At 55.4% G+C, this 26567-nt stretch carries 22 protein-coding genes; 16 read left to right on the top strand and 6 right to left on the bottom strand.

Features of this window, described 5'->3' with window-relative positions; all coding sequences use genetic code 11:
• The first annotated feature begins 57 nt into the window (after positions 1-57).
• Both ABD806_RS10445 and ABD806_RS10440 read left to right on the top strand, forming a co-directional pair.
• Positions 58-270, top strand: a complete 213-nt coding sequence (locus ABD806_RS10445) for a hypothetical protein (protein ID WP_344957632.1) — start codon at positions 58-60, stop codon at positions 268-270.
• 190 nt (positions 271-460) lie between these two features.
• Positions 461-937 carry a DUF6515 family protein gene (locus tag ABD806_RS10440; RefSeq protein ID WP_344957630.1) on the top strand — a complete coding sequence of 159 codons (477 nt, stop codon included), beginning with the start codon at positions 461-463 and terminating at the stop codon, positions 935-937.
• A gap of 111 nt (positions 938-1048) precedes the next feature.
• Here ABD806_RS10440 and ABD806_RS10435 read toward each other — a convergent pair whose 3' ends face one another.
• Genes ABD806_RS10435 through ABD806_RS10425 form a run of 3 tightly spaced genes read right to left on the bottom strand, consistent with a single transcriptional unit; the run spans position 1049 to position 4077 of the window.
• Positions 1049-1603: a TadE family protein gene (locus ABD806_RS10435; RefSeq protein ID WP_344957628.1), complete on the bottom strand. Its 555-nt coding sequence runs from the start codon at positions 1601-1603 to the stop codon at positions 1049-1051.
• A 9-nt stretch (positions 1604-1612) separates the two neighbouring features.
• Entirely contained in the window at positions 1613-3433 is a 1821-nt protein-coding gene (locus tag ABD806_RS10430) for a pilus assembly protein TadG-related protein (protein ID WP_344957626.1), read from the bottom strand.
• 23 nt (positions 3434-3456) lie between these two features.
• Positions 3457-4077, bottom strand: a complete 621-nt coding sequence (locus ABD806_RS10425; RefSeq protein ID WP_344957624.1) for a TadE/TadG family type IV pilus assembly protein — start codon at positions 4075-4077, stop codon at positions 3457-3459.
• A 479-nt stretch (positions 4078-4556) separates the two neighbouring features.
• Between ABD806_RS10425 and ABD806_RS10420 the strand changes: the two genes are divergently transcribed.
• Both ABD806_RS10420 and ABD806_RS10415 read left to right on the top strand, forming a co-directional pair.
• Positions 4557-6269 (top strand): hypothetical protein, encoded by a 1713-nt coding sequence (locus ABD806_RS10420; RefSeq protein WP_344957622.1) that lies wholly within the window; start codon positions 4557-4559, stop codon positions 6267-6269.
• A 439-nt stretch (positions 6270-6708) separates the two neighbouring features.
• Positions 6709-8214, top strand: coding sequence for a ShlB/FhaC/HecB family hemolysin secretion/activation protein (locus ABD806_RS10415; protein ID WP_344957620.1), 1506 nt, complete (start codon positions 6709-6711; stop codon positions 8212-8214).
• A 203-nt stretch (positions 8215-8417) separates the two neighbouring features.
• Here ABD806_RS10415 and ABD806_RS10410 read toward each other — a convergent pair whose 3' ends face one another.
• Positions 8418-8642 carry a Flp family type IVb pilin gene (locus tag ABD806_RS10410; protein ID WP_344957618.1) on the bottom strand — a complete coding sequence of 75 codons (225 nt, stop codon included), beginning with the start codon at positions 8640-8642 and terminating at the stop codon, positions 8418-8420.
• A gap of 446 nt (positions 8643-9088) precedes the next feature.
• Between ABD806_RS10410 and cpaB the strand changes: the two genes are divergently transcribed.
• The 8 genes from cpaB to ABD806_RS10370 all read left to right on the top strand — a co-directional run bounded on the left by cpaB (position 9089) and on the right by ABD806_RS10370 (position 16983).
• Positions 9089-10039 carry a Flp pilus assembly protein CpaB gene (gene cpaB, locus ABD806_RS10405; RefSeq protein ID WP_344957616.1) on the top strand — a complete coding sequence of 317 codons (951 nt, stop codon included), beginning with the start codon at positions 9089-9091 and terminating at the stop codon, positions 10037-10039.
• Positions 10040-10052: 13 nt separating this feature from the next.
• Positions 10053-11294 carry a type II and III secretion system protein family protein gene (locus tag ABD806_RS10400; protein WP_344957614.1) on the top strand — a complete coding sequence of 414 codons (1242 nt, stop codon included), beginning with the start codon at positions 10053-10055 and terminating at the stop codon, positions 11292-11294.
• 10 nt (positions 11295-11304) lie between these two features.
• A complete protein-coding gene (locus tag ABD806_RS10395; RefSeq protein ID WP_344957612.1) occupies positions 11305-12474 on the top strand; it encodes a CpaE/TadZ family protein in 1170 nt (389 codons plus the stop codon).
• Entirely contained in the window at positions 12471-13718 is a 1248-nt protein-coding gene (locus tag ABD806_RS10390) for a TadA family conjugal transfer-associated ATPase (RefSeq protein WP_344957610.1), read from the top strand. Before ABD806_RS10395 ends, ABD806_RS10390 begins: the two co-directional genes overlap by 4 nt.
• Before the next feature lie 112 nt (positions 13719-13830).
• Positions 13831-14649: a type II secretion system F family protein gene (locus tag ABD806_RS10385; RefSeq protein ID WP_344957608.1), complete on the top strand. Its 819-nt coding sequence runs from the start codon at positions 13831-13833 to the stop codon at positions 14647-14649.
• Between the two features lies 1 nt (position 14650).
• On the top strand, positions 14651-15538 hold the full coding sequence (locus tag ABD806_RS10380; RefSeq protein ID WP_344957606.1) for a type II secretion system F family protein: 888 nt from the start codon (positions 14651-14653) through the stop codon (positions 15536-15538).
• Entirely contained in the window at positions 15535-16554 is a 1020-nt protein-coding gene (locus tag ABD806_RS10375) for a tetratricopeptide repeat protein (protein ID WP_344957604.1), read from the top strand. The genes ABD806_RS10380 and ABD806_RS10375 overlap by 4 nt, the downstream gene beginning before the upstream one ends.
• A gap of 150 nt (positions 16555-16704) precedes the next feature.
• Positions 16705-16983 carry a DUF3613 domain-containing protein gene (locus ABD806_RS10370; RefSeq protein WP_344957602.1) on the top strand — a complete coding sequence of 93 codons (279 nt, stop codon included), beginning with the start codon at positions 16705-16707 and terminating at the stop codon, positions 16981-16983.
• 57 nt (positions 16984-17040) lie between these two features.
• On the opposite strand, the gene ABD806_RS10365 is transcribed toward ABD806_RS10370, so the two are convergent.
• Positions 17041-17778 (bottom strand): response regulator, encoded by a 738-nt coding sequence (locus tag ABD806_RS10365; protein WP_344957600.1) that lies wholly within the window; start codon positions 17776-17778, stop codon positions 17041-17043.
• A 348-nt stretch (positions 17779-18126) separates the two neighbouring features.
• A complete protein-coding gene (locus tag ABD806_RS10360; RefSeq protein ID WP_344957598.1) occupies positions 18127-20844 on the bottom strand; it encodes a PAS domain-containing sensor histidine kinase in 2718 nt (905 codons plus the stop codon).
• A gap of 421 nt (positions 20845-21265) precedes the next feature.
• On the opposite strand from ABD806_RS10360, the gene ABD806_RS10355 reads away from it, so the two are divergent.
• The 4 genes from ABD806_RS10355 to ABD806_RS10340 all read left to right on the top strand — a co-directional run bounded on the left by ABD806_RS10355 (position 21266) and on the right by ABD806_RS10340 (position 26495).
• Complete coding sequence (locus ABD806_RS10355; protein ID WP_344957596.1) at positions 21266-21733, top strand: A24 family peptidase; 468 nt, start codon at positions 21266-21268, stop codon at positions 21731-21733.
• A 321-nt stretch (positions 21734-22054) separates the two neighbouring features.
• Entirely contained in the window at positions 22055-23416 is a 1362-nt protein-coding gene (locus ABD806_RS10350; protein ID WP_344957594.1) for an aspartate aminotransferase family protein, read from the top strand.
• Between the two features lie 200 nt (positions 23417-23616).
• A complete protein-coding gene (locus ABD806_RS10345) occupies positions 23617-25038 on the top strand; it encodes an APC family permease (RefSeq protein WP_344957592.1) in 1422 nt (473 codons plus the stop codon).
• Positions 25039-25046: 8 nt separating this feature from the next.
• On the top strand, positions 25047-26495 hold the full coding sequence (locus ABD806_RS10340) for an aldehyde dehydrogenase family protein (protein WP_344957590.1): 1449 nt from the start codon (positions 25047-25049) through the stop codon (positions 26493-26495).
• Positions 26496-26567: the final 72 nt, after the last annotated feature.

Genomic DNA, 26567 nt, shown 5'->3' with positions numbered 1-26567 from the left:
CTTAAGGGAGCCGTCAAGGCTCCCTTTTCGATTGTTTCACTGGATTCCTTCCCACCTATGATAGAAGAGAAAATCCTTGATCGGGAATTGACCGACAAGTTTTACTGGCTGCGTAAGTTTCGTATGGCCAAGAACGATAAAACCCTGGAATTGATGGTATCGAAAGCCGTTGATGATTATCACTGTCACTCTGCCGTGGTGGCCGCCATCTATCTGGCCGAATGTCAGCGCGAACGGGAAATGATGCAGGGTCGTTTTCTCGATCAATAGTCCCCAGGCCTGAGCTGCTTTCGGGTTGAGATAAGCGGTTACTCCCTGGGTATCCCCCGTCACAGGCTGACGCTCGGCCAGAGGCACGGCTGTCCTTATCGTCGGCTTTGACCCATTATTAAGGTATCTCTAGCGAATCGGCAGTCAAGCCGATAGGTCTTTTGGGGCCGGTTGAGAGAGGAGATACCTAATGATTCATCAGATATCCAGACGTTGCCGCTGGTTGTTACCCCTGCTGAGTGCGCTGACATTCGGTCTGATGGCACCCCAGGCGATGGCGGACAGGGATGAACGCGGTCATGGCCGGGGTTACGACCGGGGCTACGACCGGGGCTACGACAGGCACCACAACAAGCGCTTCAAGCATTATAAACACCATAAGCACCACAGATACCAGAGCCATTATCGTCATGCTCCGCGCAGGGTGAGGGTGGTGGAGCACTATTATTACCGGGAGCCGCCCCGCCATTATTACCGGGAGCACAGATCACCGGGGGCCAGCATCTCGGTGACCCTGCCGTTGGGCACCATAGTGCACGGCCTGCCCGGCGGCTATGTCAGCTTCAACCTCGGCGGCGACCCTTATTACTACCACAGCGGTAATTACTACCGCCCCTATCGTCGGGGCTATGAAGTGGTGTCTCCCCCTTCAGGGCACAGATGGTAGCGCTAAGCTGTCGCAACAAGGCCGGGACTATCCCGGCCTTGTTGCGAACAGACTTGTTACGAACAAAGAAGGGAGCCGATTTTTGTTCAGGATGGCGGGCAATTGAAACACTTATAAACGGGTAATGGTTTCGCCTCTGATGATGGTCTTTCCCTGCTCATTTTGTGGCAGGCTGGGTATACGTGCCCCGGCCAGGCTAATAATGGGGATGATGGCTCTTTCCTGTATATCACCGTTTTGATTGTAGCCCCGTTGAATACAGGTATGGAGGATATAACGGGGATTTTGGGGAGTGCTTTCATCTAATGCCAGATGGCCATAGCTGGCACCATTTTCGTTGGGCAGCGGCTGCCAGTTATATTCACTGGCGGTTGCCGGTGTCGGGCAATTGCCATGCCGCCAGGACTCGGGTAGCCAGCTGTTGCCGACCGCCTCGTTGACTTCCCGAGCGACGACCGCTACGTAGTCGGCTTGGGGCCGGGCCGGATCGACCCGGTAAATGACCCGGCCAGCATCCGCACTCAGCTGCCGAAAGCTCAGCTCCAGCAGCAGCGGTATGCTGTAAGCCACAATGCCATACAGCACCATAAAAAATGCCAGGAACAGCGCCGCAAATTCGATGGCGACGGCTCCGCACTGTTGGTGTTTCGAGGTGTATTTTGGCACCGTTTATCCTTAATTCACCAGGCGGGGGGCACCGCAGTTCAACTCGTACAGTTCAAGGTACGACTTTCCTGCACCGGCATCGCTGCCTAACAAGCTACTCAATAAGGGCGTCAATATCATTTCTCCTGCCTCATCTAGCATGGGAGTGACCAACGCTATGATACTAGCTGATACTGTATTGACGGTGCCCAACAAGCCACCAGTAAGAAAGTCTAAAATATTAAATATGCTACTGATAAAGCCACCAAGTAGCCCCTTGCTTTTATCCGAGCTGATTATGCTGATAACTGCCTCTTTTAGTCCCTGGACTATATTATCAACCGTGGTGCCTACCGCCAGGCCGTTCGGCCCGGTAGGGCGGCTTTCGTTGACCATGACATCTTCCAGTGTTTCTGAATGAGACAAGCCTTCGATATGAGCACTGCCCGGAATTTTTAATATGCTGCCAGCCAGTATGGTGACGACATCCACCTTTTCAAGTCCTACCTCGCAGCCTTGTGATTGTGACCACTTACTTTCCTCCGGCATACTGCCAAGACAAACATTGAGGATTGTTGAGGTGACAAACATATCGGCCCTGGGAGGAGATTCGGTGCAGATGGCCTTATCGAATGTGGCCTCCGCTGTCGTCACATCGATCCACAGGGGGAGGCGTATATTGACGAACTTTCCACTCAATTTGGACAACCCTCCGGGAAGCGACTCTTCGGAGTTGATATCAATATAGGCCCTCACCTGCGCATTGTAGGCTTTTGTGCCCACAGGGCCGACAGCAATCGATGGTGGCTCGACTATGCCCAGCTCTACATTAGCTATGCCTAACATGTTTAAATCGGGGATCATCAACCCTCGGCCCTGGGCACCGATGAGTATGGTGGTTTTGAGTAACTCCCCCAGGCTTACCGCTGTCGTTAGCGCAGCACCGGCAGGATCGGTACTGGATAATTGTAATAGCCCAGGCTCATCTTCTGTGCTGAACAGGTTGATGATGACATCCTGAATATCACTGTCGAGAATATCGATGCTCAATGCATCCAAATCACTTTTAAGGGTTGAGTCGGAAATTAATTGTGCCGATGCAGCTAGGATTTGACCTGCGGTTACTATCCCTATCTCACTATGAATGCGCTCTACCAACCCTGCGGGAGTTAATGCTTTTAACTCGTAAATAGAAATATTAACCCCTAATGCCTTTAATAGGCCGGCGGTAGTAATACGGGCATTTACCAAGCCATCGCTATCAAGTACGGTTAAGTTGTTAATATCTAATCCCACCTCGCTGGCCACCCGTCCCAGCAGCCCCCCGTTACTTACTTTTAATAATTGTGCCCCGATGCTAAAGGCGGCTATCGGCTCATTTTCCCGCGTGGCCACGGCTTGTGCCTGCAAGGTCACGGTATTGTTGGCATTTAAGCCAAACAGGCTGCCAGCCCTGAGCAGCAGGCTGGCGGGTACGGTTTCAATGGCTGTGGTCTGCACCGCTTTTCCTGCGGCATGAGCAGCAGGAATATTGACGCCATCCTGAGTGTTCATAGTCACACAGCGGGTGGTTAGCGACTGTTGTTCATTCGTTAAAAAGTCATTGATAGCCGCATTATCCTGCGCATGGCTCAGCACCAGGCCGTCGGGATCATCTGCGCAGTTTCCTGAGGGGAGACGGGCAATGCTTTCCAGCGCGGCGGAATCAGCCAGTTTTTGTAGTTTACGCTGTTCCATATACAGGCGGCCACTGTCCAGCACCAGCACCAGACAGCTTAACGCCAGCAACAGGGTACCGGCGGCCAGGATACTGAATACACCTGATTGACGAGATGGATGGGGCCTGACCATATTACAGCTCCTGAATGGCAGAGTTAGCGAATACGCAGTTTGGCTTCGCCTTTGATTTCATCGGGCAGTTGCGGTACTTGCCAGCCAAAGACAGAAAAAGTTGGTAGTATAGCCCCGGGGTTATCGTTACGAACACATACGCTCCACACACCGCCACTGACCTTTAAGTAACTATCGGCATAGCCGGTGCATTTTTTAGCCCATTGTTCCGGCAGCCAGGATTCTTCAATAACTCTACTTACCCCTGTATGGTCAGCCGCGCTGGCAGCGCCGTCGGCTGTAATCAGATAAATATTCGGGCTACGTACCGCTTCGTGCAATGCCTCGGCAGACAGCTGCTGATAGGCTGCCCCCAGTAGCAGCGGCATGGTGTAGCTGACCAGACCGTAAAAAAGCATAAAGATGACCACAAAGATAAACGCAAACTCAAGGCTTGCTGCCCCTCGCGGTCGTTTGCTCGAATGTTGATGCAATTTATATTCTCCCGACTTTCTGCATGGTTTTTGCTCAGTTGGCTTTGTTTGATCAAAAAGCAATCGATTTATTGTTGTGCTACCTGCATTTATAACTCGAATAACGACTTGCATAAGGCCGCTTGGGTAAATAACTGTTCCTAATACTGCGACATCGACCGAGTAGCACATGCAAACACGCCATGCACTCGTCCTTGAGGGCTCCGCTGCACCATCCCTGGCGCAGAGGGTCTGAGCTTCCCCGATACCCGGTCGCTGTCTCTAGTGATCTACTATTCGGAACAGCTATTTGCATCGTAATGCTCCAGGAAATCTGAGTTTTATATCAAGTCATAATCATAGATTATTTCCTTCACTTTGGTGTAGGGGAAACTATATATGTATATATTCATTTCTGGCTATAACCAATTAAATGTTTTTTGACGATGTCTGTTGAATGGCTCACCTAATGCCTGTTTTTCTTAAATTTTTATTTCCGGCATCCCGCCTGGGTTGAAATGGTCGTTGTTGCATGTGGTGGCAGGGGTGTGTGCATATGCTTAGCACTGATTAATACCAATGTTAGGGTTGCCGATAATGGGCGTGTTACCTATAACGATTGTGGTGTGTTAAATGAGCATGATTTCCTCTGGTGTTCTTTGTGGTGAAAATTGACTCAAAAAAATAAAATATCAGGGAGCGATAATATTATGAAAAACATAAATATATTTGTGCCTAAAACAGGCATGACGCTGGCGTTGATGTTATCCCTGGCAATGATGGCGGGTTGTACCGGTACAACCCGGGGCGATTTTACAAGTGTGGACAAGACAGACCCAACGGTAAATCCCGATGGCGGTGGCGCTAACGGCGGCGGTACTAGCAATGGCGGTGGTGATGGCAACGGTGATGGGAGCGGTAGTGGGGATGGCAGTGGAGATAGTCGCAGTAAAAGTTCGGGGGGGGCGGTAAGTGGGGTACAGACGACGACCAAGAATGTGACCGATGATTCTGTACTGGCTCCAACCTCGGATCTGGCCAATAACCTGGTCGACAGTGAAAATGGGCTATTGGCCCCCGTGACCGGCGTGCTTGAAAATGTAACCGGCAAAGAGGGGAAGCTACACCCCGTCGGAGGGCTGGTCGATGGTCTGGCCGGTACCGATGGTACCTTGTCTCCTGTTATTGATTTAGTGAATAACACCCTGACTCAAGGTACCGCAGGTACTGGTACTGTTGATGACGTACAGGGGGCGCTCGAGCAACTGCTCGGGACAGATGATGGCCTGTCACCGGTTAATGGGTTGGCCAATACCCTGGTCGATCCGACTAGGGGATTGCTGTCTCCTGTCACCGGGGTCGTCGATAAAACCACAGGCCAGGGTGGTACTTTAGAGCCGGTAGGGGATCTGACCGGCGGCTTGCTGAATGCAAACGGAGTGCTGAGCCCAGTGGTGAACACAGTTAACGGTCTGGTCACCAACCCGGCATTATCTCCGGTAACAGACACTGTTGGCGGTGCGATTGCTGCGGTCGATGGCGCCGTGGAAAGCCTAACTACCGATTTGGCATCGGCTGAAATGGGCACAGGCCTTGTTACCGATGCGCAAGGCGGAGTGTCGGTCTTGGTAAACAATTCAGCACTGGAACCGGCCGACACCCTAGTCGATGGACTGATTAACCCTCATGCGGGGATGCTGGCACCTGTTACCGGAGTGATAGAGGGACTAACTGGCCAGGAAGGCGGGCTACAGCTGCTTGGTGATCTGTCCAAGACACTGATCGGTGAAGAGGGGACAGTCACTCCTGTTTTGGTCGTCGCTAATGATATATTGCTCGGTCTTACCGATGGCGCGGGAGGCCTGCTCGGTGGCTTAACTGTCAGCAAAGGAGGCCTGCTCGGCGGCACGACAGATGGTGAATACGGTCTATTCGATGATCTAAGTGGCGTTACAGGCGGCCCACTAGGTGGAGTGACCGACCGCTTAACCGGTGGTAAGGGAGGTCTGCTCGGCGGTACGACCGGCGGCTTGGTCGGCGGTGGGAATAGCCTGCTTGGCGGGGTGGCCGATAAGGTAGCAGGGTTGACCGGCGGCACGCCCGGTGGCCTGCTCGGCGGTGGAGGTAACGGCCTGTTTGGCGGCGTGACCGGTGGTCTGCTCGGTGGTGGAGGCAATGGCCTACTCGGCGGGGTAACCAATACGGTAGCCGGGGTGACCGACAGCCTAGCCGGCGGTGAGGGCGGATTGCTCGGCGGCTCGGCCGGCGGCCTGAGCGATGGTGAGGGTGGCCTGCTTGGTGGTGTCACCGATACGGTTGGTGTTCTGGCCGGTGGGGTAACCACTGGCGGCGGCTTGCTCGGTGGTGTGCTGGGCTCTAAATGAGACAATAATATTGCTAATGCCAACTAACGAGTAATATACTCGCATAATAAACGCAGCAGCCGGGTCAGCGACTGCTGCGTTTTATTTTAAGGTGTTGTTACCCCATGACTTGTAGCAACAGACAATAATAGCCTCCAAGGTAGTTTTGTTGTCATATATATCTTGTGAAAATAGTCGCCGATATATTTATACGGCTGTATTTTTTGCCTCCGCTGGCGAGGTCTGATGTTTAGGAGTCTGGTTAATGCGCCCTCTCATCTGTCTTATGTTGCCTGGGCTGGCGGTGCTGTATATCAATCATGCATCGGCTAATGCACCAGCGTATCTGAACAGTAATAATATTGATAATGTCTTACCTGGCCAGAATCTGCCGGCAGAGGAATACCGGCCGAAATCAACGACAGCACAGCTGCCGGCGGCGCAGCGGCAAGAGTTGCCGATGGGGACAGTGATTCAACTCGATAACGTGCTAATAGAAGGGGGGACCGTTTATCCCTTCGAGGAAATAGCCGCGCTGTTTACCCCCCTGATAGGCAAAGAAGTCACGCTGGGCCATCTGATGGCGATAACAAACCGCATAACCAAGCGTTACCAGGATGACGGCTATGCGTTATCCTACGCGGTCATTCCCGCCCAGGATCTGAATTATGGCCAGGTCCGGTTGATCCTGGTGGAAGGTTATATTGCGGATCATGAAATGCGTGGCGATGTGGGGCCGGTTGAAGACCATATCGGCAAGCTGGCGGCGAAGCTGATCAATGAACGGCCGCTGCGAAAAGAAAGTTTTGAGCGCTATACCACGCTGATGGCTCAAATTCCAGGAGTGACGCTGCGTGCCAATGTACCGGCGCCAACCACGACCGATGGTGCCGTTACCTTGGTCACCGAAGCCGTGCGCAAGCCCTTTGCCATGAGCGCGAACCTGAGTCACAGCAACAGGGATGATGCGAAAGTACTGCTTGCGGCGACTAGCAATTCACATACCGCGGTGGGGGAGCAAGTCACCCTGAGCACCCTGCTTCCCCCCGGAGACGATGACGAACGCTATGCCCGGATTGATTACAGCCAGTTTATCGGCGACGAGGGGACCCGCTTAAACGGCTATGTTTCCGCCTATCGCAGCGATCCCGATAAGATCTATCCGGTCGGCGTGGCCAACACCGAAATGAGCCGTAAAAACGATCGGTTCTCAATAGGCATAGCCCACCCCTTTAAAGCCTCCCCCAGTGAGACCCTGACCGGCGGTGCCCGTATCTATGCGGTTAACGACGAGCGTGACTTTACCCGCCTGACCCCTTTGCCCGTCGTGCCTGATGCGATAAAAGTAAAGAGCAAGGTCCGGGCGCTGGCGCTGGAAGGCGAATGGAAAATAGCGGAGCAAAACCAGCTGCGTATCGCCAGCGGCGGACTGTACCAGGGTTTGGATGCGCTGGGGGCGGAAAGTGATGTAAAGGTTCTGAATGAATCCAGTGGCCGGTTTCACGATCTGGATTTCCTGCGCTTGCGGCTGAGCGGTGTACAGACCAATGTGTTCGATGACAACTGGCAAAGTGTGCTGTCTGGTGCTTTCTATTGGTCCGAGGACACCCTGCCAACCAGTGAACAGGTGTTGTTCGGCGACCGAAACTTCGGTCGTGGTTATCCGGCCGAGCAGGCGTATGGTGACAAAGGTTGGGGCCTCGGTTACGAGCTGGGTTACAGCCTTCACCCGGGACAGTCTTGGCTGCGGTTGATTCAGCCCTATGCGGCGGCAGATGCAGCCCGGACCTGGTTTAACGACGACGGCATAGACTCGCAGCTATCGTCCTATGCCTTGGGCATGCGCTTTAGCGATCGGCGCTACTATAACCTGGCGCTGGAAGTGTCCCGTCCCATGGGCGACAAGGTGATAGACAGCGCCGACCGGGACCCCCGCTTTAGCTTTAGCCTGAGTTATAACTTATAGTTCGCTAGTATAAAAAAATATAAAGCCCTTGCTTGGCAGGGCTTTATATCGATAAATGGCGTGATAATCTGAGTAATTGTCGATAATCGCAGCCAAGGCCGAATAGCGGGATAGCCGCACGGCCTCCCAAGGGGATCCGTGGTACCGTTCCTGCTATTGGTCACGGCATATTAGACAGTGTTGAGGGCGCACTTATTATTTAATTATTGAGGTGCGGGGATTTTTGCTTCCAATGTGTCGCCGATATTGCCAAATACTGTGCCAATATCAACACCCAGTCCATTAGCGGCAGTGATGATTGCTAGTGCCAGAAAGCCCGCGATAATGGCATATTCGATGGCAGAAGCACCATCTTCTTTCTTGAGTAATAATTTCAGTTTAATATACTGCTGTAAAAGATAATTTTTCATATCCATATCCATATCCATATCCATATCCTTATAGTGCGCAGAGGCAGGGCTGCGGATATACATCTCTCCTCAATATATACCCATTGTCATGTTAGTACTTTTTTGTAAATTATAAATATATAAAAAGTATTATATCTTTAGTTATATTCATTATTTTAATATGGTCTAATTGGTTTTTTTTTAATCAGTTGGCGTGTGGGCACCATTAGGCGAGTGAAAACAGCTTAAAATTTATGGTGTTGTGAGCGTTGTTGGTTTAACGTTGTTAACGTCCTTTAAGTTTTGCCATCTGTCATGGTGTCCTCTATATCTATGATCTATAGCTGGCTAAAAAAATATTTAGGCCTTTATCGTTCATATGTTGTGCTAACAAAGCATGTAATACCTCCTTAAGCGTATCATCGTTCAAAAATCCGTTATCAGGCGATTTTTAGGTTTACTGACCAATGTGAGGAGAGCGGGGCATGAATAGTCGACTGACTCTGGGGTTAGCCGGTTTACTGCTGGTCGGCGCTGTTGCTGCCGGTTATCAGGGCCTGAAGCTCAGCCATGCGCCTCAGGCTCCTGCCGTCGTGTCGGTGGCCCAGCCCTCTATGGCCAAAACGCTGCCGCTGACCGAACGGGTAGAAGCCAGAATAGATCAGGAACAACGCAGCCCTGTGGTGGTGCTGGCCCGGGAGTTGGCGCCGCTGGTGCCGATCACGGCCGATGATCTGATGGTGGAGCGGCTACGCATAGCGCCGCCCGACAGCTTTGACTCCCCAGACGAGCTGATTGGCCGGCAGGTATGGCGGGGCTTACCGGCTGGAGTGGTACTCAGCAGGGCTAGCTTTGAGGAGGGAGGGCCGCTGGCGCGCATGATCGGGCCCAAAGAGCGGGCACTTGCCATTGCCGTCGATGAGGTGGTGGCCGGAGGGGGATTCATCAGTCCAGGGGATTATGTCGACGTACTGCTTTATCTGCGGGACAGCGACAACAATCCGGAGCAGACCGCACAGGTCGTCGTGCCCGCGTTGCGGGTATTAAGCTACGGAAAAACGTTGGGGACCACTGTCGCTGGCGAGCCTGTGGTTTATACCCCCGCCGGTCAGGAACAGGAGCAGGGACGGCGGCGTGAGGTACCGGCCAGCACCGCCGTGCTGGCGGTACCGCAACAGCTGCTGACCCGTTTTATGCTGGCCACTCAGGTCGGCACCCTGCGGCTGGCGGTGCGCAGTGCCGATGAACAATTGTTGGCGGGTTACTATGCAAACGGCTTGCCCACGGACCAGCTGAAAGAGATGGAGAGCCAGCTGTTCCAATTTGAAAAGCTGGCCTTACGCCAGGCCAGGCGTCCGCAACAGGGGCTGGCATCCGGCAGGCCCGCAGGGATCAATATTTATCGTGGTCCGGACGTGTCCCGACAGACTCCTTAAACAGGCAGCATCCATGAAGAACCGCATTTTTTCTTATCGAGCATTACGGTCACCGGTCGTCCTGGGGACATTGTATATCCTGCTGTCCGCCGGGGCGCACGCTAATTCCTGCGGTTTGCTGGAGCCGGCACCCAGCACGCTGGAAATTAACCAGGGTATGCAGGATGAACTCAGGCTGCCAGTGCCCATTATCCGGCTGGCGGTGGGAGATCCCCAGGTGGCGGATATACGCCTGACCGGCAAGCGATCACTATTGTTAACCGGTATCCGGGAAGGGGCAACCAATATCAGCATCTGGACGCGCTGTGCCGCAGCGCCGCGTCAGAGCATGGTGTTCGTAAGGGGCCCGGCAAGCCAGGCGATGGCGGCCGTCGGCGGGCCGCAGGACGGCACCGCGGCGTTACCGAGCCAAGTGCAGACCGATATCCGGTTTGTCGAGGTAAACCGCAGCAAGCTGAAGGATGTGGGCATTTCTTTATTCGGGCAACGCGGCAGTTTTTTATTCACGTCGCCGGGCAGTTCCCCTGCCAGTGTACCCTTGGGAGGCATTCCCTCCGACAATAGGGTGCCCCTGTCCAATCAAGGATTTAACATCGTCTGGGGCGGCGGCAGCCAGCATTTTTTGGGGATCTTGAATGCCCTGGAAAACAGCAATTTTGCCTATACCCTGGCCAGCCCCAGCCTGGTTGCGCTCAGTGGCCAGAGTGCCAGTTTTCTCGCGGGTGGCGAGTTTCCGGTGCCAGTACCCAGTACTGGTAGCGATTCGGTATCCATCGAGTATAAAGAATTCGGAGTCCGGCTGACGCTGTCACCGACCGTGGTCAGCCAGGATCGCATCCTGCTGAAAGTATCGCCCGAGGTCAGCGAGCTGAACTTTAATACCGGCGTCTCTATTCAGGGCACGACGGTACCGTCACTGGATGTACGGCGTACCGATACCAGCATATCGCTGGCCGATGGTGAAAGTTTTGTGATCAGTGGCCTGATGAGCGCCCGCAATTTCTCATCGGTGGATAAGCTGCCCGGCCTGGGCGATATTCCGGTCCTTGGCGGTTTTTTCCGTTCTTCCCGGATCGAGCGAGAAGAAAAAGAGTTGTTGATGATAGTGACTCCGCATCTGGTGCAGCCGCTGGCGGCGGAGGCCAGACTGCCCGAACTGCCCGGCGAACACCTGCGTCAGTATGAGCCCAATGCGTTTGAGCTGCTGTTTCTAGAGAATGGCGACTTCGATCAGCGCAGCGGGCTCTCAATGTAAGGGAGAGTTCATGGAACAGACCTTTCTGGTTTATTCGCACAATCAGGCCGATGTGGAATGGCTGCAGACGGCCCTGTCACCGCAGCAGGTGCTGGCGGTAAATGAACAACTGGATGACCTGCTTAGCCTGGTCGATGTCACCGGAAGCAGCCTGGTGTTTATCGGGTTGGAACAACAGAATATGGTGGCGCAGTGCGGAGTGATAGAAGGTTTGCTGGAAGCGAAGCCTTTTGTGACAGTGGTCGGTCTGGGTGACGGCATGGATAACCAGCTGGTCATCCATGCCATGCGCGCCGGTGCCCGAGATTTTATTACCTACGGCATGCGCAGCAGTGAGGTTCAGGGCTTGGTACGTCGCCTGTCGCAGCGCCTTCCCCAGTTGCCGATACAGAAAAAACAGGGAGAGCTGACATTGCTTTATGGGGCCCAGCCCGACACGGATGCGGCCCTGGTGGCAGCCCACCTGGCGCTGAGTTGCCAGCAACGCGGGGACTCGACCTTGCTGCTGGATCTGGGCATTCCCTACGGCGAAAGCCTCGAGGGACTGGGGCTGAAAACGGCCTTTTATTTTGGCGATGCACTGCGCAATTTGCGCCGGCTGGACGCCAGCCTGATCGAGAGTGCTTTCTGCCAGCACGGCAGCGGGCTTAAGGTCTTGGCCCACGACAGGCAGGATGAGCCGTTGTCGGGGATACATTCGGCCGAGCTGTATCTGTTGCTCGGCGCCCTGCGGCAGAATTTCGGACAGGTGATAGTCAACCTCTGTGGCCAGCCGGACAGCGAGTCGCTGCGCACCTTTGTCGGTAACAGCCAGCGTCTGTACTGGTATGTGGATCAGAGTGTTTCCTGCTGTAAGCGTAGCCTGGAGGTGCTGGCCGAATGGCGCCAAAGAGGCGTGAAACTGGAACATAGCCAGTTGTTGGTCGACCGTTATATAGCAAGCGTGGCCCCGGATGCGAAAGTCCTGGCCGGCTCTTTCAATATGCCCTTGGTGTCGGCTTTGCCGCTCAGTGCGGCATTCAGGCTGCAAGTCAAGAATCAGGGGCGTACCCTGTTTCAAATCGCCCCGCGAGATCCGCTGAGCCGTGCGCTCAGGCGCTTGGCCGGTATAGCCGCTAAGCCCGTCGCTCAAGGCAGGCCCGTCAGCTGGCTGAAACGCCTGATAAGGGTGGCAGAATGAGTCGAGATCTTTTCTTTGGCAATCATGGCGGTATCACTCATTCCAGCGCGCTTAAGGGAGCCTTGCATCGCTATCTTATCGATGCACTGGAAGATGAAGATAATAATTTGCTCGACGGCAGTCGCCTGATGCTGCTGCAGTTTGTGACCAGCCAGATAGGCGACTATATCCGTGCCCGACATTTGGCATTTTCCCGTTATGAACAGGATCAGCTGGCCGAAGAGCTAGTGGATGAGCTGATCGGTTTCGGCCCCTTGGAGGTGTTGTTGCGGGACCCGTCGGTCACCGAAATTCTGGTTAACGGTCCCCATCGGGTGTTTGTCGAGCGTAAAGGCGTGTTGCAGCAAAGCGAGCTGCGCTTTATTGACGAGGCGCATCTGCTACGGGTAATACAGCGGATCCTCGCCCCCATAGGCCGCCGCCTGGATGAATCTGCCCCCATGGTTGATGCCCGCATGCCCGATGGTAGCCGGATAAATGCGGTGATCCCGCCGGTGGCCATAGATGGAGCGGCATTGTCGGTACGTAAATTTCGGCAGGATATGCTGAGGAGCGCCGATTTGCTGGCCTCTCGCTCGCTGGATAAAGCGATGCTCGAGTTCCTGGAGCTGGCGGTGAAACAACGTTGCAATATCCTGGTCAGTGGTGGTACCGGCACGGGTAAAACGACCATGCTGAATATGCTGAGTCAGCTGATATCGCCGCGGGAACGGCTTGTCACCATCGAAGATACCGCCGAACTACAGCTGAAGCATGAGCATGTGGTACGGCTGGAGACCCGGCCTCCCAATGCGGATGGCCACGGGGAGGTGGCCGCCCGCGACTTAGTGCGCAATGCCTTACGGATGCGGCCCGACCGCATCATCCTGGGGGAAATCCGGGGGGCGGAAGTGCTGGATGTGTTAATGGCGATGAATACCGGTCACGACGGCTCCATGACCACATTGCATGCCAACAATGCCCAGGATGCCCTGTTGCGGCTGGAAAGCCTGGTGGGGATGTCGGGAGTGCAGGTAGCCGAACGGACATTGCGCCAGACTATCTGTTCTGCCATCGACGTCGTGGTGCAGCTGATCCGGCTGGCTGATGGCCGGCGTTGTGTGAGTGAGATCCTCGAGGTGGTCATGTTGAGGGAAGATCAGTACGTGACCAATACGCTGTTCCGTATCGATCGACAGGGTAACGGGGCCTTTGCGCGTGAGGCGGTCAACCCGGCGGGAGAAAAGCTGAAGCGGATATTCTAATGCCTGGTTGAATGATGATTCATACCCGACTAATGGATGCTGAGAGGTGCCTATGGGCTTGCCATTGCTGCTTGGCTTGATTTCCCTGGTTTTGCTGTTGGCGGGACTGCTCATGCTGCGGCGCAGCTGGTTTAAGGCCAATGCCGAAGCGATCGCGGTTCGCCTAGCTGAACATCAGGAGTATGCAGATGAAAAAAAACTGGGCCGGATTGAAAAGGAATTGCTGAGGGCGGGAATTGACCCACCGCTTTGGCTAATAGCCCTGGTGCTTTTTATTTGGCTGTGCCTGTTGTTTTTTATGTTTTTGCTCGGAGGCTTTCAGCTGCTGTTGCTGGCAATTTTAGGCTCCCTCCTGACCATGCGTTTATATTTGTCATTCCGCTATCGGCGGCGGGTAAAGCAGATGGTCAGCCAACTTCCCCAGATGCTGGATCATATGATCCGTAGCCTTAAATCCGGCCGAACCTTGGGGGATGCCACCTTGCTGGCGATGAATAGCGCCCCTAATCCTTTGCAGCGGGGTATGGGCCGGAGTCGCCGTTTTATCGAGCGAGGTGGGGGCTTGGGGGATGCGATGGACAGCTTTGCCGAACTCTATGAGCAGCCTGAATTCAGGCTACTGGCGTTGGGAGTGAGGGTCAACCAGCGTTACGGCGGGAATGCGACCGAAGTGCTGCAGAATCTCATTAGCCTGATCTGGGAACGGGAGAATGCATCCCATCAGTTGCGGGCCATGACGGGAGAAACCCGGATCAGTGCCTTGGTATTGGGCGGCATGCCGCTGGCCATGGCGGCGTATATTTTTGTCTCTAATCCGGAGTTTTTAATGGGATTATGGCAGGATCCTGCTGGCAAGCTGGTGTTGTTAAGCGCGTTGATATTTCAGGCCCTCGGTAGTTTCATGCTGTGGCGTATGCTGAGGAGTATCTGAAATGAACGGGCTTATTATCAGTGCTTTACTGCTGGCCAGCGGAGCCATGCTGTTATTGTTGTTGGTATGGCGTGAGCAGAAAGCCAGGCGCGATGTCGTGCACCGGCTGGGCAAAGGCGAGGGAGCTGAAAAAGAACGATTGCTGCGTGAATTTGGCAGCAGCCGGCTGGGCCAGCGCAGCCTTAATGTGGACAGTGAGACACGGCTGCTGCTCGACCGGCTTGGTTGGCGGAAAAGTAGCCGGAAGTCGCTGTTTATGGTTATTCAGCTGGGTTTGCCCCTGTTGCTGGCGTTGCTGGTTCAGGTGTTACTCTTGTTCAGGGACGAGCCGTTGACGCAGCCCTGGATACCCATGTTATTTGCGCTGGGTACGGGTTATTTAATACCTAAGCGCATCCTGGCGAGTGCGGTAAAAAAACGGCAGGCACAGTTGGCAGAAGACATTTCATCTGCCTTGCCCTTGCTCCGTATCTTGTTTGAAGTCGGTATGATGGTGGAGCAAGCGCTGAGGGTTCTGGCGACGGAAGGGCGTCATATACTGCCGGTGTTATCAGATGAATTGCACCAGCTGTTGCAACGGGTTGATGCCGGTCTGGATCTGCAAAGCGAATTGCGTCGCACCGCCGAGCTGATGGATGTTGATGAATTAACAGATTGTTTTGTTGTCCTGGAACAGCTTGCTCAGCAGGGCGGCGGCGCCATGGCTTCGTTGTTGTCGATGAAGAAGCTGCTGGATGAGCGACGGGTGACGAACTTACAGGAAAAAGTATCGAAAATGTCGGCCAAAATGTCGATCGTGATGGTCGCCTTTTTGTTTCCGGCTTTACTGATTGTGCTAGCGGGCCCGGGGTTTATTGCTATTGTTCGGGCGATTGGAGATATGGGATGACGCGAGTCACTGGTTTACTGCTGGTTGTCGGGGCATTGAGTGGTTGTGCTGCCACCACTGGCGATGACGGCAAGATAACGAATAACTACTCGCCTTGGTTGATCAAGAGAGAATTGCCTCAACCGGCTGCCTGTACACCTTTAGACAAGGAACAGGAGCTGGCCTTGAATTTGTCGAGGAAAATGGCGGAGAGCGGGCGCTTACATGCGGCGCTGGCGAATGCTGAACTATTGTCCAATACGTTACCTGAGGCTCGCTTGGGCAAAGCGAAGATCCTGCGTTTGCTTAATCGACCCGAAGCCGAGGAGCTATATCAGAGCCTGCTGGATACTTGTCTGGTTGCCGAGGGGTACCATGGCATGGCACAGATGGCGGTGGCCGCTAATCGCGATGAACAGGCGCTTGCCTACCTGCAAAAAGCCATTGCCCTGAAACCAACCAACGACGCTATGCGCAATGACCTCGGGATTGTCTATCTGAATTTACGTAAGTTGGATGAGGCGCGCTTCGAACTGCTAACGGCTCTCGAGCTTAATGAAAGTGAACAGCGTGCGGCCGGGAACCTGCTGACGCTCTTGATTTATCAGGACAAACTCGATCAGGCGGGCAAGCTGGTGTCCCGTTATCAACTGTCGACTCGGCAATATAAGCAGGCTGTGGCCAGGGCGAAAATGCTGCAGCAGGAGGACATCGTCAAGCGGGCGGCCGAGGGAGGAGTGCCGGCCAACGAATCGGAGACAGTGGCGGTCGCCGCATCTGAGTTCTCGCCACCGACCACTGCGGCCCGAAGTATTACCCAGCAACCCGCAGACAACAACAAGGGAATGAGCCAGCCTAAGGGACGGCAGGTTCGGGAAGATACGGCGGCAAGTGAGGGTGAGGTTTCAACCGAAACCGCAGCTATACCCCGGATGCCGAGTGGGGTTCAGGGGGTACAAAGGGTGCGCACCGCTAGCTCTAGGCCCATAGTGCCTCTCGTCATCAGTAACGCCGATACGCCCCGACAAGGTATCTAGCCCATAGATTTAACTGGCGCGCCATTGCGGGTTGGCGCGTTAAGTAGAGCCAGGGCATCAGAAGGCGCCCTCGAACCTAGGCGGGCGTCTTCACCCTGAGCCGCTGTGGCGGTTCAGGGATCCTGAAAACGGACTTGGAGGTAGGGGAAAATGAATAAGAAAAGGTTGATCAGCCTTGTCCTGTTGCTGAGCACGCCGGGCATGGCAAGTGCCAACAACTCGCAGATACCTGGGTTGGGGGCGGAGCATAAGGGGCTACAGACCGGGATCTGGTTACAATTGCAGCGGGAAGGCCAGGTGGCCTCTGAGCATATTCAGACGGTTACCCCAGCAGAACGGGAGCTTATCATGAAGCGCTGGCTGGAAAGTTACAGGCATCCCGTGCCCGAGTTCTATGATCAGGAGGCCGCAGGCACATTTACTCCCTGAATACCTGCCCGTCGAAGGTAAACCGGAACCCCGTTAGTGTCAGGGGCGCCGGTTTGCTCAGCCCTGATGTTCCGCCAGCGCCAAAGCCAGCTGGGTACGGTTACTCATATTGGTGAGCCGTAAAATCTGGGACGCATATAGTTTGACGGTATTCTCTGTAATGCCCAGCTCATGGGATATTTGATAATTGGTAATTCCTTTGGCAATCAGCAGGGCTACTTCTTGCTGTCGGGGTGATAGCTTGGCAAGCAGGGCAGACTGGGGCGTCGTATATTCTGTATCTTGCGCCGGCTCCGGTGCCTGGTGCAGATGATTAATATCCTGGCAGAGCTCCTGCAGTGACTCGGTCAGCCGGAGCACCCGTTCATTCAATCCGCTGATGGATACCTGTTGTTGGGTTTTCGTCAGGCGAGCCGCCAGACGGCGCACACCGGCAGCGAGTTCGTCCATATCCAGGGGCTTTTGATAGAAATCGGCGATACCCGCCTTCAATGCCATAATGACATCGTCTTTTTCCGATTTTCCGGTAAAAAGAATGGCTTCAACAGGGCGTTGTTCCCGGCTTGCAATCAGCATGAGCTCTTGGAGCAGCTGCAGGCCATTTTTGCTGGGCATGTGCAGATCGCTGAGCACGATGTGAACATCGGGAGTGTCGGAAAATATCTGGATAGCGTCATCAGCCGAGTGGCAGCAAAGGCACAGATAATCATGGTCAGTGAAAAATTCACCGAGTTCTTCCGTGATCAGTGGCTCATTATCGACGATCAGCAATTTTTGAGGTTTCAGGTCACGCATAGTTATATGTTCTTTTTTTGTGATGGTTCTGTTTGAGTATCGTGCACTATAACCTTAATTTGAACAATTCTAGGTTGTTTTTTACTCTTTCCCACCGGGCCGTGGCATTTTTCGGCTATGAGTGGCGTGCGAATCGGGGCCGGGTTCATCTTTGCTGTAGGTATTGGAAATAACGGCGAGAGTCGTGTCTGGTATAAACGTTAATCCGAACATACTTTGCTGATATTTTAATATTGTTAGGTTTTTTATGTTCCCCGGATAGGTTATTTAAAATATTAAATAACTGTTTTTTCATGCCTCTATATTTTAAGCCCCGCATCAACATGAGTCCAACCTGATATATCACGCTTATGTCTTGGCAAGCATGGTAGTGGTGGGCTGCGGCTCTGCCGGTATGACGATGGTGAACAGGGCTCCCTTCCCGGTATTTTCGACGCTCAGCGTGCCCTGCATCTGCTGTATTATGCCGTGACTTACCGATAACCCCAGGCCCGTGCCCTGTCCGGCTGGTTTTGTGGTGAAGAAGGGTTCAAAAATTTCCGGCAGCTGGTGGGGGGCTATGCCTCCGCCATTGTCTTCTACCTGCAGCTGGACGCTGTGGTCGTGACAATTGGCACTGATAATAACCTGGGGATTGAGCGTGGGCTGCTGGCTCTTGTATTGGAGCAGGGCATCCCTGGCATTGACCAACAGGTTGATCAATACCTGTTCGAGCTGATCGAGGTGTCCACATACCTGGGGTAACGGAACTACCTTGATCGTCAGTTCGATGCCGCTTTGTTCCAGGGTATCCCGGGTCAGTGACAAAGCCCCTTCTATGGCTTTCTGTGGATCGAAAGGGTACTTCTCCAGGGCCGAGCGCCGGCCAAAAATGCGCATATGCTCGATGATGCGGGAGGCGCGAACTATCTGGCTTTCAATGCGTTCTAGTTTATTTTTGATATATTCCGGTGAGCATGCTTGGGTTTCCATGCGTCTCAGCAGGTTGACCAGCGCGATACGCATGACATTCAGGGGCTGGTTCATTTCATGGGCCAGGGTAGTGGCCATTTCACCAATCATGGCCATTTTGGTGCTTTGATAAAGCTGCAGCCTGGCTTTGTAGACTTCGCTGTTATCCCGGCCGACGGCCTGAACTTCGCACAGGATACCTTTGTCGTCGAAGATCCCCCGTTCGGCCCAGACGACCCAGAGGGGTTCCCTGTCGGGGAGGTGCAGGCAGATTTCAGCATTGGCGATAGGGTTGAGCGGGGTCAGGGTACTCAGTCGCTCCCGAAAGGCACTTAGCTGTTCGGCCGACAGATAAAGCGCCAGACTCACACCTTGCGTTTGTTCCTGAGTGACCCGCAGATAACGGGTAAGCAAGGCGTTGGCAAAGGTCAGCGTCAGGTCGGGACGATAGCGGCAGATCATCGCCGGTGAGTCTTCTACCAGTACCCGGTAACGCTCCTCGCTGTCACGCAGGCGTTCCGTGGCGATGGTGGCATCGGTGATATCGATGCACAGGCCGACGACTTCTATCGGTTGCCCCCACTGGTCCCGCAGCAATCGGGCTTCGTCCAGCATCCAGTGATAGTCATGCTGTTTATCTCGTATGCGGTAACGGCAGCTGGCCACCCCTTCGGTCAGCAGGGTATGGGTACATTGATAAAAGGTGTCCCTGTCATCCGGATGAACAAAGGCGGCCATGGATTCTTGCTGTACCTGCTCCGGCAACCAACCCAGCACCGAGTACAGGCTGGCACTGAAAAATACCGGTTTCAAGGCTCCTTCTACATAATGTTGTACATAGATGATGGCCGGTGCGCTGTCCACCAGGGACTCGAGCCGGGTGTTGGCGGTTTGCGCCTCGGTTTGCTGTTGCTTGAGATCCTGTATATCGAGCAGGGTGCCGACCAGGCAAGGCGCTTGCTCCCGGATTTGCGCCTGCATATCAAGCCGGTACCAGCGGAGTTCGCCGTCTATCTGCAGGCGAACATGCTGGCTGAAGGATTTTCCTGCACTGGCTTCCGTAAGGCGGATACGAAATTCGCCCCTGTCCGCCGGGGCCAGCAATTCCAGCCACCGGGACAGGGAGACCGCCTCGGTGGCGGGCAGTGCCAAGGTCCGGAGCAAATGCGGCGCTATATGAAACAGTTCCAGTTGCGGATCGTATTCCCACCAGCCCACGTTTTGTAACTGTTGCAACGCGTTGTAACGCGCAACTTCCTGATCATGTTGCTGTTCCTGAAGCCTGTGCAGGAGCGGAGCCGTGATCTGGGCACCAATATGGGTCCATTCCTCCGAGTTGAGGTAGGGGGCTTCTTGTGCGGCGTGGTAGCCGGCACATAACAACCAGGCGCAGATCCGGTTTTGGGCCCGGTAGGGAATGGCCCATAGCCGCTCAGAGGCGTTGCTTGCGGTATCCAGAGAAAGCAACACTGGCCCAGAGTAATCCAGCTTGCTCAACCGTGGGCCTATTTTATATTCGTCCCACCAATGGGGAGTGGTGCCGGGCAAACAATAATGCTGATAAAGAGACCAGCCATCATTGCCGTCCTCCAAGGCAATGGCGATACAGGGGATCCTCAGCCGCAGGGCCAGCCCCTCGAGTAATTCGCGGGTTAGTTCCGGAAGCTGGCGGCTGCTGCGCATTGCCTCTGCGATGCGCATGGTATAGGTCAGCAGCTGGGCCTTGCGTTCATAAAAGCTGACTTTGCCAACGATATCGGTGATGTCTGTCAGTGTGAGTCGCCAGCCGGCGTCGGCCTGGGTCAGCCAACCGCGCGTATACAGAGGCTGGCCATTTTTTCTCTTAAAGCAGAGGTCTAGGCATTGATTGCTCCAGGCGGAGGGCGTTTCCTGCAGCAGCGGCGCAGGCGCGAGCAGGTAGTCACCGAGTGTCCTGCCAGCTACTGCTGGGGCGGGCGATAACTCCCTGCTCAGCTGTCCGCTACATTGGATGACTAACCCGCGGCCATCCAGCCGGATATTCAGGCTGTCCTGCTGTGATGACGGAATCAGGTCGGACTCGGTTGCGGGTCTATCGGTTTCTTTCTGAATTCGATGTAACCAACTTTTTAGCATGATTCCCTCATGGCTATCGGCAAACGGAGCATCGGCTGGCTTTGTGTTGTATTTGCTCGGTGTTGCTAAATAATTTTCTTGTCTGAACAATCAAAAAATTAAGAGAAAGGCCATGTTTCGTATCTTGAGCCAATTTGTCGGGCAAAGAGTGCGGCAATGAAAACCGGGTACAGATATGCAACGGATGCGGCTGTCAAACACAGGGGCAATTACCGCTGGAAAAGCTCCGCTCGAAGCTATACTAGGACGATAGTGGCGGCAGATCCAGAGTCGGATACAGAGATCGGCATTCAGCTGGTTTGTATCTCCGTCCCGCTCGCCAGGAGGCGCGGCGTTCGGGTTAAGGCCGGCATGGTCCGCTTAAGAATGAATTTATCATGACGGCTTTGGTATTATAAAAAATGAGTTTGGAGACAGGCACATGCTATATCCAGTGTTGCTTGCATGGGCCGGGGTTTGCGCCCTGCAGGACGTCAGTCAAAAACGCATTGCCAATAGCCTCACTTTTTCTGGCATGGCTATATCCCTGGGCTATTTGTTGATCACCGGTGAAACATTCACCGGTGCCGCTCCGGGCCAGGCGATGGTCGCCGTGGCCATGGTGATCTTGCTTATATTGCCGGGTTGTATCATCGGCAGAATGGGCGCGGGAGATCTTAAAATGCTGCTTGGGCTGGCATTGGCAAGTGATGCGCCGCATGTATTAACCTGTATGGTTACCGCCGGGGTTGGATTGGGGCTATGGACGCTGCTGTCATCCCATATCTGGCCCTGCCTGCCTGCGAGGCTGCAAAATCATATGCCATACATGGCGCCGAACATCGGCGGTGGCATTCCCTATGCCCCCTTCATATTCCTCGGTTTTCTCTGTGCCGGTGGATGGGTGTGATTATGCTGAGGCATTACAGCAGATAATGGTGGCGCACCGCCAGCTAAATGCAGAGACGTTCTTTACTTCGGCCATGGGTGTTGCACCTATTATCTGAAGTCCCGTCCGAGGTATCGGCCTCCCTCTGTATGACAACCCCTCCTACTATATCGATGTCACTTTTGCTCTCTTTCTCAACGCTAGTACCGTTTTCCCCCACTTTGGTCCCTAAAGGGACATGGTGTCGTAGTGAATGATAATGGAATACTTCAATTGTTCTTTAATTGTTAATTTTGTTTTGCGTATTGGAATCGTCCAATGAGGAACTTAGGGAGAAGGAAGATGACCGTATTCGCCAATACCCAGCAGGCACAACAATCATTCTGGCACCCGATGGCCCACCCGGCGAGCGTCCGGCAGAGCGCCGTCACCCGTATCGTCTCGGGGGAGGGCGTCTATGTGACCGATGATAAAGGGCAGCGGATGGTCGACGGAGTGGCCGGCCTGTGGAACGTCAACTTGGGCCATAACCGGCCGGAGATCAAGGCCGCCATCATGCATCAGCTCGATGAGTTGGCCTATTACCAGAGTTTTGATGGTGTCAGTCACCCCCGGGTGGAAGAGCTGTCGGCCAGGCTGTCGGCCATGCTGGCCCCGGAGCAGATGGCCAGGGTCATGCTCAGCTCCGGCGGTTCGGATGCGGTGGAAACCGCACTCAAGGTCAGCCGTCAGTACTGGAAGCTGGTCGGAGAACCCGAGCGCACCAGATTTATCTCCCTCAGGCAGGGCTATCATGGTACTCACTTCGGTGGTACCTCGATCAACGGCAGCTTGGTTTTCCGTCGCAATTACGAGCCACTGTTGCCCGGCTGCATCCAGATAGACGCACCTTGGCCCTATCGTAATCCCTGGAATGCCGGTGGGGAAGAGTTAGGGGCCTTATGCGCCGCCCAACTGGAGCGAGAGATCCTGGCTCAGGGGCCGGACACTGTGGCGGCTTTTATTGCCGAGCCGGTGCAGGGGGCGGGTGGCGTGATAGTACCGCCGGCCAATTTCTGGCCTTTGGTTCGTGCCGTCTGTGATAAATATGGGGTGCTGTTGATTGCCGACGAGGTGGTGACCGGCTTTGGCCGCAGCGGCAATATGTTCGGCTGCCGGGGATGGGGGGTCAGCCCGGATATCATCTGCCTGGCGAAAGGCATTACCTCTGGTTATATCCCTTTGGGGGCGACACTGGTCAACCAGCGGATTGCCGGTGCCTTCGAGCAAAACGGCAATTTTACCGGGGCTCTGATGCATGGTTACACCTACTCCGGCCATCCGGTTGCCTGTGCCGCCGCCCTGGTATGTCTGGATCTGGTCGAAAGAGAGCAGATCCCTGCCAATGCCGCCAAGCAGGGAGATTACCTGCTGCAGGCTCTCAAGCCATTCGAGCAGAAGTTTGCCGCCGTAGGCGAGGTTCGTGGCAAGGGCCTGATGCTGGCCTTGGATCTGGTGAGCGATAAAGCCAGCCGAGAGCCGGTTGATCCCATGGACGGTTTTGCCAACCAGATAGCCCGGGTTGCCCGCGCGCATGGCGCCATGGTCCGTCCCGTCGGCACCAAGATCATCCTCTCGCCACCCTTGACCATACAGCTGCCGGAGCTGGATATCCTGGTCAATGCCCTGGATACCGCCTTTAGCCAGACGGCGCCGGTGCGTTAAGGACCACCTAGCTTGTTTGATCGATACCGCCTGGGTCGAGTAGGCCGCGGTATCGGAAGCAATGTCAAGGGGGAGCTGCGCCGCGCTATCTCTGGCGCGGAGGCGCTCCTTTGTACCTCCCACCAGACCGTCGAGTCGCCGCCAGACGGTATCAGCCGAGGCGCTTGCGTCTGTATTAAAGTTGCACCAAGGAGACCAGGATGTCCCAGAGTAAACCCCTTTCCATGGCCAACCCCGCCGGGCTGACCAGCCCATCTCGGCCCGGGTTGGGCCTGATGACCCTGTTTGCCGTCGCCGTGGGTGTTGTGGTGGTGCAGGGCACCATGGTGTCGGTGCTGCAGGGGGCCGGCATCGGCGGTTATGGCTTTATGCTGGCCATCGTGCTCGCCGCCCTGCTGGCCCTCTGCTATGTATTCACCTTTTCCGAGCTGTCGCTGATGCTGCCCGGTGCTGGCGGCATCAGCGTGTATACCCAGGTAGCCATGGGGCATTTTCCCGCTATCGTTGCCACCCTGGCCGGCTATCCTGTGGTGGCCATGTTTGCCCTGTCGGCGGAATTGCTGCTGGTGGAGTTTATCCTCGGTCAGCTCTATCCGATGTTGTTCGGACTTCCCGGCATCGGCCTGGGGCTGCTGGCCCTGCTCGCCGGCCTTAACCTGCTGGGTGTGAATATTTTCGCCCGGGTACAGAGCCTGCTGGCCTTCGTCATGCTGATGACCCTGGCACTGATCGGCCTGGCCGGGGTGAGCGAGCTGGGTACGATAGCGCCAACCGTGTCGGTGACCGAGTTCAACCCGCTGGGGCTGGGAGTGCTTTCGCTGGTGGTCTTGGCCATCTGGGCCTTTGTCGGGCTGGAATTCGTCTGCCCGCTGATCCCGGACAGCCGCCAACCCCAACGCCATGTGCCTCTGGCCATGATATCGGCGCTGGTGGTGCTGACCTTTATCTACCTGTTGCTGGCCTGGGCCGGACTCAAGTTTGTACCCGTAATGACCCTGGCCGGAGCAGAGCTTCCCCATATGGAGCTGGTGCTGGCGCTGTTTGGCGACAGCGGCATGCTGTTGCTGGCGGTGGCCGCCATCACCGCTACTTGCAGCACGGTCAATACGGTGTTGGCCACGGTGCCGCGCATGCTGGCGGGCATGGCCGACAGTGGCCAGTTGCCTGCCTGCTTTGCTCACCGCAGAGCCAACGGTACTCCCTGGCTCAGTATATTAGTACAGGCGCTGATGATAGCAGCGCCTGTGATGCTGCTGGGTCACGACCCCGATAGCATCATCATGCTTCTGATCTCGGCGGCGGCGGCCTGGATAGTGACCTATGTCATCGCGCACCTGGATGTGCTGGTGTTGCGCCGACGCTACCCAGAGTTGCCACGCCCCTTCAAAACCCCCTGGTACCCGCTGCCCCAGCTGTTGGGTATGGCCGGCATGGGGTATGTGTTTTTCAACAATTCGCCGAGCCCGGAACTGAGCGCCCAAGTATATGGCAATACCGCCCTGGTACTGGGATTGGTGGCGCTGTTTGCCCTGGCCTGGGTACGGCTGAAAATGAAAAAAGGCTTGTTTGCAGCCACCCCGCTGTCTCATTTGTCCCTGGTGAGCCAGGGTCTGAACACCTAAGGAGTAAGATGATGACCCAGTATATGGATACCCGGCTGTTGCCCGCCTTTTCCCAACTGATCGACGGCTGCCTCGTTCAAGGCGAGGGAGCGCCCTTAGCGGTGGTGAACCCGGCAAATGGCGAAACGGTGACCGCCTGTCGGGCCGCCAGCCTGGGCCAGCTGGAACAGGCGATAGCCAGTTCCAAGCGAGCCTTTGGGAGCTGGCGCCACAGCGACCATGAACAACGCCGGATCCTGCTCGATACCATCGCGGATACCCTGGTCGCCCATGAAGAGGAGCTGGCCCGGCTGATCACCCTGGAGCAGGGTAAGCCCCTGGCCCTGGCCCACTTCGAGGTGCAGGGTGCGGTGGCTTGGACCCGCTACACAGCCGGCCTCGAGCTGCCGGTCAGCGTGCTGGAGCAGAGCCCGCAGCGGCGGGTGGAGCTGCAGCACAAGCCGTTGGGCGTGGTGGCTTCCATTACGCCCTGGAACTGGCCGCTGCTGATCTGCGTCTGGCATATCATGCCGGCGGTGCGGGCGGGCAATACGGTGCTGTGCAAGCCCTCATCCCAGACCCCGCTGGCGACCCTGCGGTTATTCGAACTGCTCAACCGGGTCGCACCGGCTGGCCTGTTCAACATCGTCACCGGTGCGGGTGGCGAGCTGGGACGGGCCCTGTGTGAGCATAAAGACATTGCCAAGTTGGTGTTTACCGGCTCCACCGGCACCGGCCAGGACATCATGGCGCGTAGCGGTGCCACCCTCAAACGGCTGACCCTGGAACTAGGCGGTAACGATGCCGGCCTGGTGCTGCCCGATGCGGATCCGGCCACCATAGCTCAGGCCCTGTTCCAGAGCGCCTTTATCAATATGGGCCAGACTTGCGCCGCCCTGAAGCGGCTTTATGTGCCCGACGCTCTCTATGATGAGCTCTGTGAACGGCTGTGGGAACAGGCCAAGGCCCAGGTGGTGGGCGACGGCATGGCTGAGGGGGTGACCTTCGGCCCGGTGCAGAATGAGCACCAGCTGCAGTATGTGCAGGAGCTGATTGCCGAGGCGAGCGCCGAAGGCGCCACCCTGCTGGAGGGCGGCCAGGCCTTGCCCGGCCAAGGCTGTTTTATGGCGCCTACCCTGGTGCGGGACATAGCCCCCCATAGTCGGCTGGTGGTGGAGGAGCAGTTCGGGCCCGTGTTGCCCATAGTGCGTTATCAAAGCCTGGAGCAGGCCCTGGCCTGGGCCAACGAGGGCGAGTTCGGCCTGGGCGGGTCGGTGTGGGGGAAAGATCCGGAACAGGCCCGCCAGGTGGCGGACCGCCTTGAGTGCGGTACGGTGTGGATCAACGGTCATGCGGAGGTGCTGCCCCACGTACCCTTCGGCGGCAGTAAGATGTCCGGTATCGGTTGCGAATTTGGCCTGGATGGACTGCTGGAATATACCCAGAGACAGGTGGTGAATATCCGAGGGAGAGGATAAGGGAAGGTTTCTCCTGGTTGAACTGCTTGCTCATTGCGCCGAAAGTCGGCCAAGGGTCGACTTTCGGCGGCG

It is taken from the genome of Zobellella aerophila, from assembly GCF_039539325.1.
Classification (GTDB): Bacteria; Pseudomonadota; Gammaproteobacteria; order Enterobacterales; family Aeromonadaceae; genus Oceanimonas; species Oceanimonas aerophila.
The sequence above is the reverse complement of the archived record's forward strand: the minus strand, read 5'-3'. Positions and strand labels throughout refer to the sequence as shown.